At 42.6% G+C, this 15,173-nt stretch carries 13 protein-coding genes; 6 read left to right on the forward strand and 7 right to left on the reverse strand.

Going from position 1 to position 15,173, the window contains the following annotated elements; genetic code table 11:
* Positions 1–37 precede the first annotated feature (37 nt).
* Positions 38–1,174, forward strand: coding sequence for a glycosyltransferase (locus tag ACTXGE_RS04905; RefSeq protein WP_443542206.1), 1,137 nt, complete (start codon positions 38–40; stop codon positions 1,172–1,174).
* A gap of 50 nt (positions 1,175–1,224) precedes the next feature.
* Complete coding sequence (locus ACTXGE_RS04910; protein ID WP_443542207.1) at positions 1,225–2,340, forward strand: glycosyltransferase; 1,116 nt, start codon at positions 1,225–1,227, stop codon at positions 2,338–2,340.
* Here ACTXGE_RS04910 and ACTXGE_RS04915 read toward each other — a convergent pair whose 3' ends face one another.
* The 7 genes from ACTXGE_RS04915 to aspS form a co-directional block, all read right to left on the reverse strand.
* Entirely contained in the window at positions 2,341–3,111 is a 771-nt protein-coding gene (locus ACTXGE_RS04915) for a hypothetical protein (protein WP_443560281.1), read from the reverse strand. It lies immediately after the preceding gene.
* A 95-nt stretch (positions 3,112–3,206) separates the two neighbouring features.
* Positions 3,207–4,214: an NAD-dependent epimerase gene (locus tag ACTXGE_RS04920; RefSeq protein ID WP_443542211.1), complete on the reverse strand. Its 1,008-nt coding sequence runs from the start codon at positions 4,212–4,214 to the stop codon at positions 3,207–3,209.
* Positions 4,214–5,380, reverse strand: a complete 1,167-nt coding sequence (locus ACTXGE_RS04925; protein ID WP_443542213.1) for a nucleotide sugar dehydrogenase — start codon at positions 5,378–5,380, stop codon at positions 4,214–4,216. Before ACTXGE_RS04925 ends, ACTXGE_RS04920 begins: the two co-directional genes overlap by 1 nt.
* 62 nt (positions 5,381–5,442) lie before the next feature.
* The gene (locus tag ACTXGE_RS04930; protein ID WP_443542215.1) at positions 5,443–6,489 is read right to left on the reverse strand and encodes a Stealth CR1 domain-containing protein; all 1,047 of its coding nucleotides are present in this window, start codon (positions 6,487–6,489) and stop codon (positions 5,443–5,445) included.
* 11 nt (positions 6,490–6,500) lie between these two features.
* The gene (locus tag ACTXGE_RS04935; protein WP_443542217.1) at positions 6,501–7,298 is read right to left on the reverse strand and encodes a glycosyltransferase; all 798 of its coding nucleotides are present in this window, start codon (positions 7,296–7,298) and stop codon (positions 6,501–6,503) included.
* Between the two features lie 34 nt (positions 7,299–7,332).
* Positions 7,333–8,277 (reverse strand): lysophospholipid acyltransferase family protein, encoded by a 945-nt coding sequence (locus tag ACTXGE_RS04940; protein WP_443542219.1) that lies wholly within the window; start codon positions 8,275–8,277, stop codon positions 7,333–7,335.
* A gap of 48 nt (positions 8,278–8,325) precedes the next feature.
* Positions 8,326–10,152 carry an aspartate--tRNA ligase gene (gene aspS / locus ACTXGE_RS04945; RefSeq protein ID WP_443542348.1) on the reverse strand — a complete coding sequence of 609 codons (1,827 nt, stop codon included), beginning with the start codon at positions 10,150–10,152 and terminating at the stop codon, positions 8,326–8,328.
* A 383-nt stretch (positions 10,153–10,535) separates the two neighbouring features.
* On the opposite strand from aspS, the gene sohB reads away from it, so the two are divergent.
* The 4 genes from sohB to ACTXGE_RS04965 all read left to right on the forward strand — a co-directional run bounded on the left by sohB (position 10,536) and on the right by ACTXGE_RS04965 (position 15,171).
* Positions 10,536–11,522: a protease SohB gene (gene sohB, locus ACTXGE_RS04950; protein WP_317198887.1), complete on the forward strand. Its 987-nt coding sequence runs from the start codon at positions 10,536–10,538 to the stop codon at positions 11,520–11,522.
* A gap of 237 nt (positions 11,523–11,759) precedes the next feature.
* Complete coding sequence (locus tag ACTXGE_RS04955; RefSeq protein WP_443542350.1) at positions 11,760–12,995, forward strand: acyl-CoA dehydrogenase family protein; 1,236 nt, start codon at positions 11,760–11,762, stop codon at positions 12,993–12,995.
* A 36-nt stretch (positions 12,996–13,031) separates the two neighbouring features.
* Positions 13,032–14,306, forward strand: a complete 1,275-nt coding sequence (locus tag ACTXGE_RS04960; protein WP_443542221.1) for a phosphotransferase family protein — start codon at positions 13,032–13,034, stop codon at positions 14,304–14,306.
* A gap of 97 nt (positions 14,307–14,403) precedes the next feature.
* Positions 14,404–15,171 carry a histidine phosphatase family protein gene (locus ACTXGE_RS04965; protein ID WP_443542223.1) on the forward strand — a complete coding sequence of 256 codons (768 nt, stop codon included), beginning with the start codon at positions 14,404–14,406 and terminating at the stop codon, positions 15,169–15,171.
* Positions 15,172–15,173: the final 2 nt, after the last annotated feature.

The following is a 15,173-nucleotide window of genomic DNA, read 5'->3' on the forward strand; positions in this document are numbered from 1 at the left end:
TAAAGCATATTATCTTAAATAGTTTATAGGGTCTTTAATGGTAAATAATATCATTGCAGCGCAAAAAGCCGATAGCACTAAACTCAAAAAAAAAGTACTTCTGGTCATCAACTGTCTACAAGGCGGCGGTGCTGAGCGCGTAGTATTGACTCTAGGCCAAGGGTTTTATGAGCTAGGATGTGAGGTACATATTCTACGGTTTAAACCGCTCATGCAATACAAGACAAACCCGAATCTAAATTATCATGTACTCAAATTTAAACCTTATAAGCTCATTCCTGGTAAAGAGCGTCGTGATAAGATCTTTGCAAGCGCGGTCGATAAGTACGTGACGAGTCATATTGGCCAGCCTGATATGATTTTATCTAATTTGGACCGTGCCGATAGCATTTTGAGCTATAGTAAATTGCCTAATATTTTCTATGTGATTCATAATACAGTGTCGCTACTTTATAAGTTCCACAAGACTAGTAGCGCTGTGCAGCTAAAGGCTCGAATGGCTGAGATATATGCTAAGCACCCTTGTATTTGCGTTAGCGCAGGCGCAAAACAGGACTTTATTAAAAGCTTTGGCGCTATTACACCGACTACTGCTATTTATAACCCTATCGATAGAGATGCTATAAAAAAGCAAGCTAATACTTTTGTGCCTAAGTATGATAACTACATCATTCATGTGGGTAGTTTTAAAGATGCTAAACGTCATGACCTCTTGATAGACGCCTATGCGCGTACTGATCAAACCATGCAACTGCTGCTCTTAGGTCAGGGCAAACATAAAGAAAGTATACAGCAGCACGTTCAAGCGCTCGGACTCGAAGACAAAGTCATATTTTTAGGTTTTCATGATAATCCTTATCCCTTTATTAAACATGCTCAATTTAAGGTCTTGACCTCAGATTGGGAAGGGTTTGCTTTGGTCATTGCTGAGGCGCTAGCACTTGGAACACCTGTCATCAGTACGGACTGCCCATCAGGGCCAAGTGAGTTATTACCTAAGAACAACTTGATGGCTATGGGTGATGTAGAGGCTATAGCAGATAAAATGGGTCAGGCAATGAAAGATCCTCAGCAGTTTAGAGCGCCATTTAACGAAGAACTGCTACCTGTTAATATCGCACAGCAGTACTTAGACTTTATGAATTGTACAAATTCGGTAGTGTCATCTTACTAGCGCTACAGTCAAGAAAATTATTTTACTCTTAATCGTTTATAGGATTTTTGATGCTCAATAACGTCATTACAGTGCAAGAAGTCGATAATAGTAAATCCAAAAAAATAGTACTTCTAGTTATTAACTGTCTACAAGGCGGCGGTGCTGAGCGATCGGTACTAACTCTAGGTCAGGGGTTTCATGAGCTGGGGTATGAGGTGCATATTTTACGTTTTAAGCCAAAAGTATCCTATGAGCTTGGTGATAATTTATTCTACCATCAATTAAATCTTAAACTGCGTACCCCTATGGACAACGAAAAAATTGGATATTGGTGGTTAGCGAAACAAGTTGATCATTACGTCAAAAGAAAAATCGGAACTCCAGTCCTAACGTTATCAAATCTAGACAAAGCTGATATGGTAATGCACTACAGTAGACTACCAAACGTAGCCCATGTCATTAGAAATACGATTTCTAAAAAAATAGAAATGTTTAGAGACCAAGGCAAAATAGTAGAGGAATCAAAAATTAGTCACTACTATTCTAAGCATCCTTGTATTTGTATTAGTAAAGGTGTCGAAAAAGATTTTCAATCTACACTGTCTATAGCTAATACAACAACGATTTACAATCCTATTGATCAAATTCAAATAAACAAAATGGCTTCAGACTTTAGGCCAAGCTATTCTTCTTATATTATTCACGTGGGAAGTTTTAAAACACAAAAAGCGCATGAGATGCTTATTAGAAGCTATGCTAAAACTCAAAAAAAATTACCCCTTTTACTACTTGGAGAAGGGGCACTATTTGATTCGATGAAAGAGCTGGTAGTTTCTTTAAATTTGGAAGATAAGGTACACTTTTTAGGGTTTCAAAAAAATCCATACCCTTATATAAAGCATGCACATTTTATGGTGTTGTCTTCAGTGTTTGAAGGGTTTGGGCGTGTAATCGCTGAGTCTTTAGCACTAGATACACCTGTTATCAGTACCGATTGTCCGTCAGGTCCAAGTGAGTTGTTACCACCGAACAATCTTGTACCTGTTGGAGATACTGATGCTTTAGCTCAAAAAATGAATGAAGCTATGGACGATATAAATGTTTTTCGGACTACTTTTGATAAACAGCTGTCACCTACAAATATTGCTCGTCAATACAAAGAGTTTATGAACATTAGTGATTAGTTATTCTTCTACCCACCATTCTGACCAATCTGTTTTATGTAGGGTGCGTAGTATAGAAAATGCGCTTTCGTTAAACTGTAGTTTGTTGAATATTGACAATAAAATAGTCGTTGCAAGCTCGTCCGTTTTGTAAAACGTTTTATAACGTTTGCGCATATTTCTTAAGCTATCATCGGTACCAACGCGAAAGTAGGTCAAACCTGCGTACAAAGGTAAATCACCAGCGTAGAGCATATTAATCTTGTCATCGAGCAGGGGTGTAGGAGCGGCGTTTAGAGGCGTCTGTAAAAATGCTTTGGTCTCATAAGCGCGTAGAGTATTGATCAAAGTAATGACATTCATCAAGATAGTCGCTCTATTGATATCCTCTGAGTGGTCAATAAAGGTATCACAAGCGGAGACAATCCAGCGAATAGATAAATGCTCAAGTAAGTACTCACTTTCAGTATTCCATAAGCGCTCAAATTCGGCGAATGTTTCTTTTATTTTGTATCTACGACGTAGCAATATAATCAAAGTCACCTGATAAAAACATAGCTCTGATTGACCAATCATTTTATATTTTACATTGTTAAGATGACCCTCTAAGTCTTTAATTTTAGGTCTATCACTTAAAATATCGAGATTGCACATTGACTCAGTGATAGTTGTGGCTTTCATCTCCTCGTAACTTTTATGATTAAAGGTTTTGACAACTCTGCCTGCATTTAGACGCTTTTCACTTTTAAAAACTAAAATAAATTTTCGTTGCCACTTAGCTAATGTGCTCATTTTAAAAATTCCGATACTAGTTATATTTTTCGACACCAAGAAGACAAATAATGCTGTTTGTTACTGATCCTCTTAGTAGCTGTTTTTTGCTAAATTTAATAATATTCTTTATACCACGCTACAAACTGATTAATACCGTCCTCAATGCTCGTTTTAGGCACAAAGCCTATGTCTTTTTGCAAGTTGTCGATATCTGCATAAGTGATAGGAACATCCCCTGGCTGCATAGGTAATAAATTCTCTATCGCTTTTTTACCGCATGCTGTTTCAATTGCGGTAATAAAACGGCGTAAGGTGATGGGCCGATTATTGCCGATATTATATATCTTATAAGGTGCAATTGCGGTAGTTATAGATGATTCTTGCGGCGCAGGTGCTTTATGCATTATGCGAATGATACCTTCAACGATATCATCAATATAAGTAAAGTCGCGTTGCATCTCACCGTTATTGAAAACGTCAATTGGCTCACCTGCTAATATCTTTTTGGTAAAAGAAAAATAGGCCATATCGGGTCGACCATAAGGTCCATAAACGGTAAAAAACCGTAGACCTGTCGTTGGTATATTATATAAATGACTATAAGAGTGCGCCATCAATTCGTTAGATTTTTTGGTGGCAGCATACAAGCTAATGGGATAATCAACGCGATCTTCTGTGCTGAACGGTTGCTTGGTATTCATACCATATATTGAGCTGGAGCTGGCATAGAGTAAGTGCTTGACGCGGCTATGTCTACAGCCTTCAAGCACGTTCAAAAACCCGACTAGGTTTGAATCCATATAGGCATGCGGGTTCTCAATAGAGTAGCGAACGCCTGCTTGCGCACCAAGATTAATGACGATATCAAACCCGTATTTAGTGAACAAATCTGCCATTAACTCACGATCTGCTAGATCTAATTTAATAAAGTTAAAACTATTATCGCCTTTAATATTATCCAGAATTTGCAAACGATCATTTTTGAGCGGTACATCGTAGTAATCATTGAGATTATCGATACCTACGATACAGTAGTTTTTATCTAACGAAGACGTCTGTAACAAGGCTTTAATAACATGAAAACCAATAAAACCCGCTGCGCCCGTAACCAAAATTTTCATTAATCGCTCCCAAACAAATCACGGGTAAATACTTTGTGCGCGACATCTTCAATATCAGCAGATAAGCGATTGGCAACGATCACATCACTCATCGCTTTAAAGGTTTCTAATTCTTTGATCACTTTTGAGTTAAAGAACTCATCTGCTTCTAATACAGGTTCATACACGACCACTTCGATACCCTTTGCTTTAATACGTTTCATAATACCTTGAATCGCTGAGGCTCTAAAGTTGTCAGAGCCGCTTTTCATCACAAGACGATGCACGCCAACGATCTTTGGATTCTTAGCCAAAATAGCATCAGCAATGAAGTCTTTGCGCGTTCTATTAGAGTCTACAATAGCCTTGATTAAGTTACTTGGTACTTCATCGTAATTGGCGAGTAGTTGCTTGGTGTCTTTAGGTAAGCAGTAGCCGCCATAGCCAAATGAGGGGTTGTTATAGTGATTACCAATTCTTGGGTCTAAGCCTACGCCCTCAATAATTTGTTTGGTGTCCAGTCCAAACGACTGGGCGTAAGTGTCTAGCTCATTAAAGTAGGCTACGCGCATGGCAAGGTAGGTGTTAGAGAACAGTTTGATCGCTTCCGCTTCAGTAGACTCAGTAAATAGCTGCGGAACGTCCTTTTTTATAGCGCCTTGTAATAGCAGATTTGCAAATTGCTGCGCGCGTTCAGACTGACCACCAACGATGATTCTAGAGGGGTAGAGATTGTCATAGAGCGCTTGGCCTTCTCGCAAAAACTCAGGAGAAAATATAATATTATTGGTCGAATAACGTTCTCTTGCTTCAGTCGTATATCCTACTGGTACCGTTGATTTGATAACGATTAAGGCGGTTTGGTTGACAGCCAGCACCGCTTTTATAACAGTGTCAACGCTTTGAGTATTAAAGTAATTGGTCTTGGAGTCATAGTCAGTAGGAGTGGCAATAATAATAAAGTCCGCGTCTTTATAAGCTGCGACAGTATCAAGGGTTGCGGTAAAATCGATGTTTTTATTAACTAAAAAATCCTCAATCTCTTTATCTTCAATAGGCGATTTTTTGGCGTTGAGTAAGTCGATTTTTTCGGGCACAACGTCAACAGCAACGACAGTATTGTGCTGAGCGAGGAGCATTGCATTGGATAAACCGACATAACCTGTACCTACTACTGCTATTTTCATAAAAAGTCCAAGATTAGGTTTTGTTCGTGGTTTAGTGCTGAGTAACTGATGGATAGTGGCAACTACTGATTGTTTTCTATTAATAGTGACGACGGTAAATGCTTTGAGAATTTGTGTATCATAGCATTGCTGATCCTATTGTAAGAGTCAGAATCGAGCAAATCTAGGCTTTGGATACAGCCAAATTTAATGGACTCATCATTCAGGTTTGCAATAAAGTCATCGACAGTCTTGGCTTTTTTAATATAATTTATCGAGGTCTCAGGCTTAAGTATAGCTTCATGCTTTTGAATTTTGAGATGATTCATTAGTGTTATAGGATTCACTTGCGCGACATCTCTAAACTTGTATTTAATCTGAGTCTGCAAAAACTGCGGATGATCTAGCAAATAGGTTTGTAAGATATTTTTATCTACGATATGAGGATAATGATGAATCTCAAAATACTGAGATAGTCCTAATATTTTTGCACTTAGCATCTGCGCGACCGTATGTTTAGGTTGTAAAGGGGTTCCAAAGAGCTTTTGGCGAGACTGACGCAATTTAAGTTTGGCAAGTAAGGGTGCATTGTTGCGCCAATGACCATAAAGGATAAAGTTATCGTCAGCTATAAAGTCATCCAAAGTCACCGCTTGGTTAAAGAAAAAATCATCATTCATATAAATAAAGTAGTCAGATAAACCCGGAATATTCCAAAGCATCGTTTCGATCGAGCGCGTATTAAAGGTGGGTAAGTACTGCTCGTAGCCTGCAAATAATACGCTATGATCGATAATACGTATTTTATCTTTAGAGCAGATATTCTGCGCGGCAAACTCATCGAGTAAAGCTGGTCTTTGCTGATCGCTGACAATATAAATGTGACGACAAAACGGCACGTATTTTAAAATGGAGGCAATGTTGTAGTAAATTTCATTGTCACTGGCGAAACGTGTGGCAATGATGGCCTCTGAGGCTAGCGTATTGTTTGACTTGTACTTCTCTCTTTTTTGCTTTAAGAGTGGATCGTTACCGTCCACCCAAGCGATGACAATATCCACAGGCAAAGGATGCGAAGCGGTCTGCTCCAAGTCAATATGATTTTTAGCGATAGTACGGGTTATTGTCATTGTGGGTTGTCTTACTGCCAGTGAACTTTTAGCCAAGGACTGGGCTTGACATGACGATACCATTTGCCGCTACCGCCTTCAATAGCATCGGGCGGATTTATTTCCCCATGAAATATAACGATCTTGGCGTTATCAGGGAGTATAGGCGCACGTACGAAGTTCAAAGGAATAGGGGCAATGCATTGGTATTTAAAACTTACGCACCACTCTTTAGGCCAATACTCTAAATGATGATGCTCGCGCAGATAGTTGGATAGATAGGCTTGCTCATGACGAACTTGGGTACGGATAGTATTAAAATTATGCTCAAAGTTACTGAGCAGATTAGGGTATGTGTTCTGTCCAATTTTAAAGCGGTAAACAGAGCTATTACCGATCATCCGCCATGGCTTTTTCCAATCGCGGATAATAACGACGCTATCATCATATTTGGATTCATAAGTAAAAAAGCTATCGATATTATCAACGATAACAATATCAATATCCAAAAACAGCGCAACCCCTTTTAGGTCATACAGCTCAGGTTTGAAAGTGGTCAGTTTTTTCCAGCCACGCTCAGGCCCTGGTGGCAAGTCCATCTCAGGAATTGGGTAGCATTTGATATTTGGATCAATACCAGTACTGTCATCGGTAAGACAAACCATTTGAAAGTCTAAGGTCAAATGACGGCTCACCATATTATAGAGGCGATTGACGTACTCGGCACCGTATTTATCGCCCCATTTCATACATATGATATAGCGTGGCTCGGCATTCATATGATGCTTAGACGAGTTAGTAGACAGCGAATTAAAGGTATCAGGTGCCATAATGTACTCGTATTATCAGGTATAAAATTATTGACTATTTGGGAGTATCGAATGTGGGATCGTCAAGCACTGCTCGGTTGGCGTTGATAAAATTGGCCAGTTTTGTCTTGGTTTTACGATAAGGATTGCCTAGATTTGGTATACGCTTAAAGCGCCGATAACCCCACATATAATGACTAAAGTTATCGAGTATCATATGCTCCATCGCTTGGTTAAGTGCTTGAGTGGCTACCTTAACATCGCGATTATATAAGTCTGGATCATCAAGCTTGTAGCAGTAGATATCAAAGCCACGTCTGTCATTACGGCGGATACAAGCTAGTCCTACCAAAGCGCATTTGGTTTTGCTGGTAAGCTTGGGTGCAAGGGTGCTCGTTAGAGTGTCAATACCAAAGAACGGCACAATAACGCCGCCTGAAGGGTCTGGGACATGGTCGGGCAGTATAATACTAAAGCCGCCCTGTTTTAGCGTCTTAAAGACAGCTTTGACGCCGCTAGCATCAGTAGGCACTAGGCTGGCATTAAGCCGCGCACGTCCTTGTAATATAAAGTCGTTTAATCGCTTGTTTTCGACAGGCTTGTACATGATGGTCGGTGCGCCAAACTGATTGAGCCAGGCGTTCATCATCTCCCACGTACCCAAATGCGGTACGATAGCGAGCATACCATTAGGGTTAGCGAGTCCTTGTAGAAAGATATCTTTATTATGAACCTCTACAATTTGAGCAATGCTCCACTCTGGAGGCATCGCCCAAGACTTGATAGATTCAACACTCCCTAAAAACTGATTACGAACTATCTTTTTAACAGATACTTTTTTGTCCAAATCATCTGGCACAGGCGCTATCAATGCCATATTAATTTTGATAGTACGGACGATACTTGTCTTAGGTGATCGCACAACCACTGATGTAGCAGCGCGCGCCACTACTTGTAGTACAGGTAGCGGCACGAACTTAAAAAGATTATATGGATTCATAGGCGTTCACATAACCTGATATCATTATAGTGGTTTTGACTCAAATCCCTATTGAGCAGGTCTATCCGTATCTACCTGAACTTTTTCACGCAGACGTATACCAAGCTCACGTAACTGCTTAGGATCTACAGGTGCTGGTGCTTCGGTCAATGGACAGTCAGCTGTCTTAGTTTTTGGGAAGGCAATGACGTCACGGATAGAGCTTGCGCCTACCATAAGCATAATCAGGCGATCTAGACCAAACGCGAGACCACCATGCGGCGGCGCACCGAACTTAAGCGCGTCGAGTAAGAAGCTAAATTTATCTTCAGCCTCTTGCTCATCAATTCCTAGCGCTTCAAATACCGCTTGTTGCATCTCAAGCGTATTGATACGTAGGCTACCACCGCCGATTTCAGTACCGTTTAGCACCATATCGTAGGCGATTGAGAGCGCTGACTCTGGGTTGGTTTTCAATTCTTCAACAGAGCCTTTAGGTTTAGTGAACGGATGATGCATTGACGTCCAGCGACCATCGTCTGTCTGCTCAAACATAGGGAAGTCTGTGACCCAGAGCGGCGCCCACTCACAAGTTTGCATTTCAAGATCAAGACCGATCTTTTGACGTAGTGCGCCCATCGCATCATTGACCGTACTGGCTTTGTCCGCACCAAAGAAGATAATATCGCCACTCTCAGCGCCAGTACGTTCAATTAGACTAGCAAGAACGTCATCGGTCATGTTCTTGATAATAGGGGATTGCAAACCTGACTCTTTATCGACGCCATTGTTTATGTTGTTTGCGTCATTGACTTTGATATAAGCCAGACCACGCGCGCCGTAAATACCCACGAACTTGGTATACGCATCGATTTGCTTGCGGCTGATTGACGCGCCATTTGGGATACGTAGGGCGGCTACGCGACCTTTTGGATCATTGGCTGGACCTGAGAATACTTTGAAGTCAACGCTTTGCATCAAGTCTGCAACGTCGATCAGTTTGAGGGGTATACGCAGATCAGGCTTGTCTGACGCATAGTCACGCATGGCCTCCTCGTAAGTCATACGCGGAAAATCAGCAAGCTCGATATCCATCATCGTCTTAAAAACGTGTTTGATAAGACCTTCATTGATAGTCATGATCTCTTCTTCGTTTAAAAAAGAGGTCTCAATATCCACTTGAGTAAATTCAGGTTGACGATCAGCACGCAGATCTTCATCACGGAAACACTTGGCGATTTGATAATAGCGATCAAAGCCTGATACCATCAATAGTTGTTTAAACAATTGCGGCGACTGCGGCAAAGCAAAGAAGTTGCCCGGACGCGTACGTGACGGTACTAAGTAGTCGCGCGCGCCCTCTGGGGTAGCACGAGTCAAAATAGGCGTCTCAACATCCAAAAAGCCATGATCGTCTAAATAACGACGAATTGCTGAGGTGGCTTTAGCGCGAAACACCATGCGCTCTTGCATTTGCGGGCGACGCATATCAAGGTAGCGATACTTAAGACGCAGATCCTCAGATACCGTCATGTTCTCATCATTTAGCGGAAATGGCGGCGTTTCAGACTTGGCTAGTACTTCAATCTCTTTACCAAGTAGCTCGACTTGACCGCTAGTCATATTGGCGTTTTCAGTACCTTCGTAACGACGACGCACGCGTCCTGTAATCTTGAGGACATACTCTGGTCGGGCCGCATCTGCGGTAGCAAAGGCCTCTGGCGTATCAGGATCGACGACGACTTGCAATATGCCTGCGCGGTCGCGCATATCTAAAAAAATCACGCCACCGTGATCACGACGACGATGTACCCACCCTACGATAGTGATGGTTTGCTCAAGTAAGCTCTCTGTTACGGCGCCGCAATATTCGTCTCGGTAGCCGCTGTGCGTCATAGTGCTCTGTGTCATAATATTTAGTTATCCAGTTATCAAGTCAATTCAAAGGCAATAGTGCTAAAAATGGGATTATTAGCTAATAAAGGAGTCAGCACAACTAAAACGGCTCATAAATAAGTAGCCGTAGCGCTAGTAGTAGAAAGTTTTGTGCAAACGCATATTATGCCTAATGTGTTTTTGTTATACAACTCTGATGCGATAATCTACTTGTGACGATAAAGGCTAACGGTTCAAACTTGCGTCATTTACCGTGGAGGTAGTCAGATAAATATATTTACTTGGCTTGAAAACCAGCACTCATGCGCTCATATCAAAATGACTTCATAGCTATCAATCAAAATATCATAAGATTATTTATACTATAAAAAGGAATACTGTTCATGCTATTTAATCCTCCCAAGAACCCTGTTGAGCTCAAAGTTCGCCACCTTAATAAAGCGCAAGAACAACGCCGCGAAGATCTCATGGAAGCCACGCAAGGCAAAGCGGCACTCAAGCTACTTAAAAAAAACATGGCAAAAAAAGCTAAGCAAGCGCTAAAAGCAAAATCAAAAGCCAAGAAGAAAAACAAAGATGCTGATAAAAGCACGCAAGTCTTTGTATTAGATTTTGATGGCGATATTAAAGCCAGCGCTGTCAAGCATCTACGTGAAGAGATTAGCACTCTTATCAGCACGGCGAATAAAGGCGATGAGGTCGTTATACGTTTAGAGTCGCCAGGCGGGGTGGTACATGGTTACGGTCTTGCAGCAGCGCAATTGGCTCGCCTAAAGGACGCTGGTTTGACATTGACCGTCTGTGTGGACAAAGTGGCGGCAAGTGGCGGCTATATGATGGCCTGCGTTGCAGACAAAATTATCGCTGCGCCCTTTGCCATTATCGGTTCTATCGGTGTGGTATCGCAATTACCAAACTTTCATAAATGGCTTAAAAACCATGACGTCGATTACGAGATGTTTACTGCTGGTGACTACAAACGCACAGTGACTGTATTTGGTGAAAATGACGACGAAGACCGCGCCAAATATCAACAAGAGCTTGAGCAAACTCATGAGTTATTTAAGCATTTTGTGACCACTTATCGTCCAAAATTGGATCTACAAAAAGTAGCGACAGGTGAGCACTGGTATGGTGAAGATGCAATCGAGCTTAACCTCATTGATAGCCTACAAACCTCAGACAGCTACTTGCTTGAGCTGATGAAGGACAATGAAGTCTACGCGCTACACTCTCGTCAAAAGCCTACATTGGCAGAGAAGCTAGGTTTAGCGCAGGCGGCTGAAGCAACCCTTACAATGGCAATCGATAAATTGCCTGACGCGCTCATGCGTTTTGATCTCAATCAGCGCTTAAATATTTTAAAGTAGCTCTAGTAGCATCATTAACTGTGTATGTTTTGTAAAGGCGTGTCCTAGTCGGTCGCGCCTTTTTTGCTGTTTATTGGTAGCGCCTATGTTATAAATGTAGCATATCAAAAAGAGTAAACGTACGTACACCAAACTATAAACCTGCATAAATAATGCGTCACAAGGAAAAAGGAAATAATTATGTCTACAGAAAAGCCAACAACGTCTACAGAAAAACCAACAACGACAGCCAAGGCTATGTTTGCCGTCAGTGAGCACGGTCAAGAGATGCATAACCGAGTTAAAGACTTTATTGCCACTCATATCGAGCCAATAGAGGCAGAGTTTTGGCACGACTGCCACGAGCAAAACCCAGATGGCAACTGGAAAAACTGGCAATGGCCCGAAAAATACGAGAGCTTGCGTAAACAAGCGCGCGAGGCAGGTCTTTGGAATTTGTTTTTGCCTGATGATACGTTAGGTGCAGGCTTGTCTGTAACAGACTATGCGCCGATTGCAGAGCTGACAGGTCGCAGTTTGCTTGCGCCGTATGTCTTCAACTGTAATGCTCCTGATAGTGGCAACATGGAATTATTATGGCGTTATGGCAGTACCGATCAACAAGATAAGTGGCTTACGCCATTATTAGAGGGCAAAACTCGCTCTGTATTTTGTATGACTGAGCCTGAGGTGGCCTCAAGTGACGCGACTAATATGCAGGCGACTGCTGTCGTCGATGGTGATGAGATCGTCATTAACGGTAGCAAATGGTGGTCATCAGGCCTAGGCGATCCTGCGGTTGATGTGCTCATCGTCATGGCACATACACCAAACGAGGAACAAGATCGTCATCATCAGCACTCTATGGTACTCGTCCCTGCCAAAACCGCAGGCGTCAACATTGAGCGCATGCTAAAAGTATTCGGTGATTATGATGCGCCGCATGGGCATGGCGAAGTTAGCTTTGATAATGTACGCGTACCGATTGATAACTTTATCGGCGGACCAGGTATGGGCTTTGAGATTGCCCAAGGTCGATTAGGGCCAGGCCGTATTCACCATTGCATGCGCTGTATAGGCGCGGCCGAAAAATCACTTGAGCTGGCCATTAAGCGCGGCACTGAGCGCACCGCTTTTGGTAAGCCTTTGTTGCAATTAGGCGGCAACCTTGAGCGCATTGCGGAGGCACGTATCAAGATTGATCAAGCACGTCTATTGACCCTATATGCGGCGCAAAAGATGGATAGCCAAGGCACCAAAGCGGCTTTGACTGAAATATCAGCGATTAAAGTAGTGGCGCCAACCGTACTACAAGAAGTGGTCGATATGTCTATTCAGATACATGGCGGTATGGGCGTCTGTCAAGATACGATGTTGCCAAGTTTCTTCGCTCAGGCTCGTGCATTGCGCTTAGCGGATGGTCCTGACGAGGTGCACAAAACCATGATTGCCAAATTAGAGTTAAAGCGTCACGGCGTTCGTCTAAAACGTTAAAAATAGTCTAAGTGTAAAATAGAAAAGGACAAATATATGGCAACTGATAATAAAGGCAATCTGCCAAGTGGCGACAAGGCTGTAGATCAAAAGGTTTTAGACCAAGGCGGTCAGATTCGTGATGGTGAAGAGTTAGATACAGCAGCGGTCAGTATATGGCTACGCAATCAAGGCGTTGATATTAAAGGCTCACCTATCGTGACTCAGTTCTCAGGGGGCGCGTCGAATTGGACCTATCGCTTAGAGTATGACAATCAGGATCTAATCCTGCGTCGTCCACCCAAGGGCACCAAAGCCAAATCTGCTCATGATATGGTACGCGAGTACACGGTGCAAAAGGCGCTCAAGGATGCCTATCCCTATGTTCCAAAGATGGTCGCGCTATGTACCGACGAGGACATCATCGGTGCTGACTTTTATGTGATGGAGCGTATGGAGGGCATTATTCCACGCGCTAATCTGCCAAAGGGAGTTGAGCTTGACAAGTTGCAAACGCGCGCGCTATGTACCAATGTCATAGATGCACTCGTTGAGCTCCATCAAGTGGACTACGCAGAGCATCCTGATCTGGTTGAATTGGGCCGCGGAGAGGGGTACTGCGAGCGTCAAGTGAGCGGTTGGAACAAGCGCTACGTCAAGGCTAAGACGCCCAATGTGCCAAGCTATGCTTTAGTGCGTCAATGGTTGACCACTCATACGCCAAGTGATAGCAAAACATGCGTGATTCACAATGACTGGCGCTTTGATAATGTTATCTTGAATGCAGATAATCCTACTGAGGTGATCGGTGTGCTCGATTGGGAGATGGCAACCCTTGGCGATCCGCTGATGGATCTAGGAAGTGCGCTAGCGTACTGGATTGAGGCCGATGACAACATAATCATGCAGCAGTCGCGTCGTCAGCCGACCCATCTAAAAGGCATGATGACTCGTGATGAGGTGGTCGATTACTATCTTAAGCAAACAGGTCTTGAGGTCGATAACTGGACATTTTATGAAGTGTTTGGATTATTTCGCCTAGCGGGTATCGTTCAGCAGATTTATTATCGCTACTATCATAAACAAACCAAAAATCCTGCCTTTAAGAATTTTTGGATTATCGTTCATGTATTGCACGCTAAATGCCTTAAGCTCATTGCTAAGTATGAGGGTGAGGCGCTATTTACCCGCCGCGTACAACCGCATTTGCAAGAGATCGGCGTCGATGCAGCAATGGTAGAGCAGCTACCAGCGCCTATACAAAAAGTCGTCAAAAGCGTGTTGCCCAAAGGCTATTTTGAGTCAGCATCTGATAAATTCATTGATAGCTAATGGCTTAAATTTAAGGTAACAAACCAGTGAGCTAGGCCTAGTTCACTGGTTTTTATTTATTAAACTTAATTGAACAAACTATAAAGGCACTACCATAATGACAACTATTTTGCTCGCCCGCCACGGACAGGCATCATTTGGACAAGAAAATTACGATAAGCTCTCAGAGCTTGGCATCAGGCAAGCTCAGCTATTAGGCGCGCATTATGGAGCGACTCAGCGCCGTATTGATGCGATTTTTAGTGGCAGCTTAGTACGGCAAAAAGAGTCCGCCGAGCACTTTTGGTCGTATTATAAGGACTCATTTGCTCAAAGTGATACAACCCTATCAAACCATATCTTTGATATTGATAGGCAAATGCCCGATAGCTCGGTATTGCCAGTATTTAATGAATTCAATCATAGAGACGTGTTTATAAAATCCAATAGCGCATTTAGTAATCCAGGTACTATAGCGACAGAGATTGCTAAGGCAAAAGTGCCCAATGTACGCCTAGCAGAGCTATTTGACGAGGCTATGCAGCGCTGGCATGCTGGCGACAATGATAGTGACTATATCGAAAGCTGGACTCAGTTCAACAAGCGTGCACAAAGTGGACTTGACACTATTCGGACTCAAATAACGCAGCGAGCTGATTTGGGTCATGATAGTACCGTGCTGGTTTTTACCTCAGGCGGCGTCATCGCAGCGATAAGCGCGCAATTGCTAGAGCAGGGCAGTCCGCTTGCTTATACCCTAAACAGAAAGCTTATCAACACAGGTGTTACCGCTATTACTATGAACAAAGGTGGTACACGTCTATTGTCTTTGAATGAGCACAGTCACCTGTTTGCAGGTGGTGAGCGTTTTGTGACGTGGCGCTAGGG

The organism is Psychrobacter sp. T6-4 (genome assembly GCF_052258425.1).
Classification (GTDB): domain Bacteria; phylum Pseudomonadota; class Gammaproteobacteria; order Pseudomonadales; family Moraxellaceae; genus Psychrobacter.

Bases quoted from the DNA above. Each gene is read 5' to 3' on its own strand.
- ACTXGE_RS04905 (WP_443542206.1), top strand. From the start codon at position 38: ATGGTAAATAATATCATTGCAGCGCAAAAAGCCGATAGCACTAAACTC.
- ACTXGE_RS04910 (WP_443542207.1), top strand. From the start codon at position 1,225: ATGCTCAATAACGTCATTACAGTGCAAGAAGTCGATAATAGTAAATCC.
- ACTXGE_RS04915 (WP_443560281.1), bottom strand. From the start codon at position 3,111: ATGAGCACATTAGCTAAGTGGCAACGAAAATTTATTTTAGTTTTTAAA.
- ACTXGE_RS04920 (WP_443542211.1), bottom strand. From the start codon at position 4,214: ATGAAAATTTTGGTTACGGGCGCAGCGGGTTTTATTGGTTTTCATGTT.
- ACTXGE_RS04925 (WP_443542213.1), bottom strand. From the start codon at position 5,380: ATGAAAATAGCAGTAGTAGGTACAGGTTATGTCGGTTTATCCAATGCA.
- ACTXGE_RS04930 (WP_443542215.1), bottom strand. From the start codon at position 6,489: ATGACAATAACCCGTACTATCGCTAAAAATCATATTGACTTGGAGCAG.
- ACTXGE_RS04935 (WP_443542217.1), bottom strand. From the start codon at position 7,298: ATGGCACCTGATACCTTTAATTCGCTGTCTACTAACTCGTCTAAGCAT.
- ACTXGE_RS04940 (WP_443542219.1), bottom strand. From the start codon at position 8,277: ATGAATCCATATAATCTTTTTAAGTTCGTGCCGCTACCTGTACTACAA.
- aspS (WP_443542348.1), bottom strand. From the start codon at position 10,152: ATGACGCACAGCGGCTACCGAGACGAATATTGCGGCGCCGTAACAGAG.
- sohB (WP_317198887.1), top strand. From the start codon at position 10,536: ATGCTATTTAATCCTCCCAAGAACCCTGTTGAGCTCAAAGTTCGCCAC.
- ACTXGE_RS04955 (WP_443542350.1), top strand. From the start codon at position 11,760: ATGTTTGCCGTCAGTGAGCACGGTCAAGAGATGCATAACCGAGTTAAA.
- ACTXGE_RS04960 (WP_443542221.1), top strand. From the start codon at position 13,032: ATGGCAACTGATAATAAAGGCAATCTGCCAAGTGGCGACAAGGCTGTA.
- ACTXGE_RS04965 (WP_443542223.1), top strand. From the start codon at position 14,404: ATGACAACTATTTTGCTCGCCCGCCACGGACAGGCATCATTTGGACAA.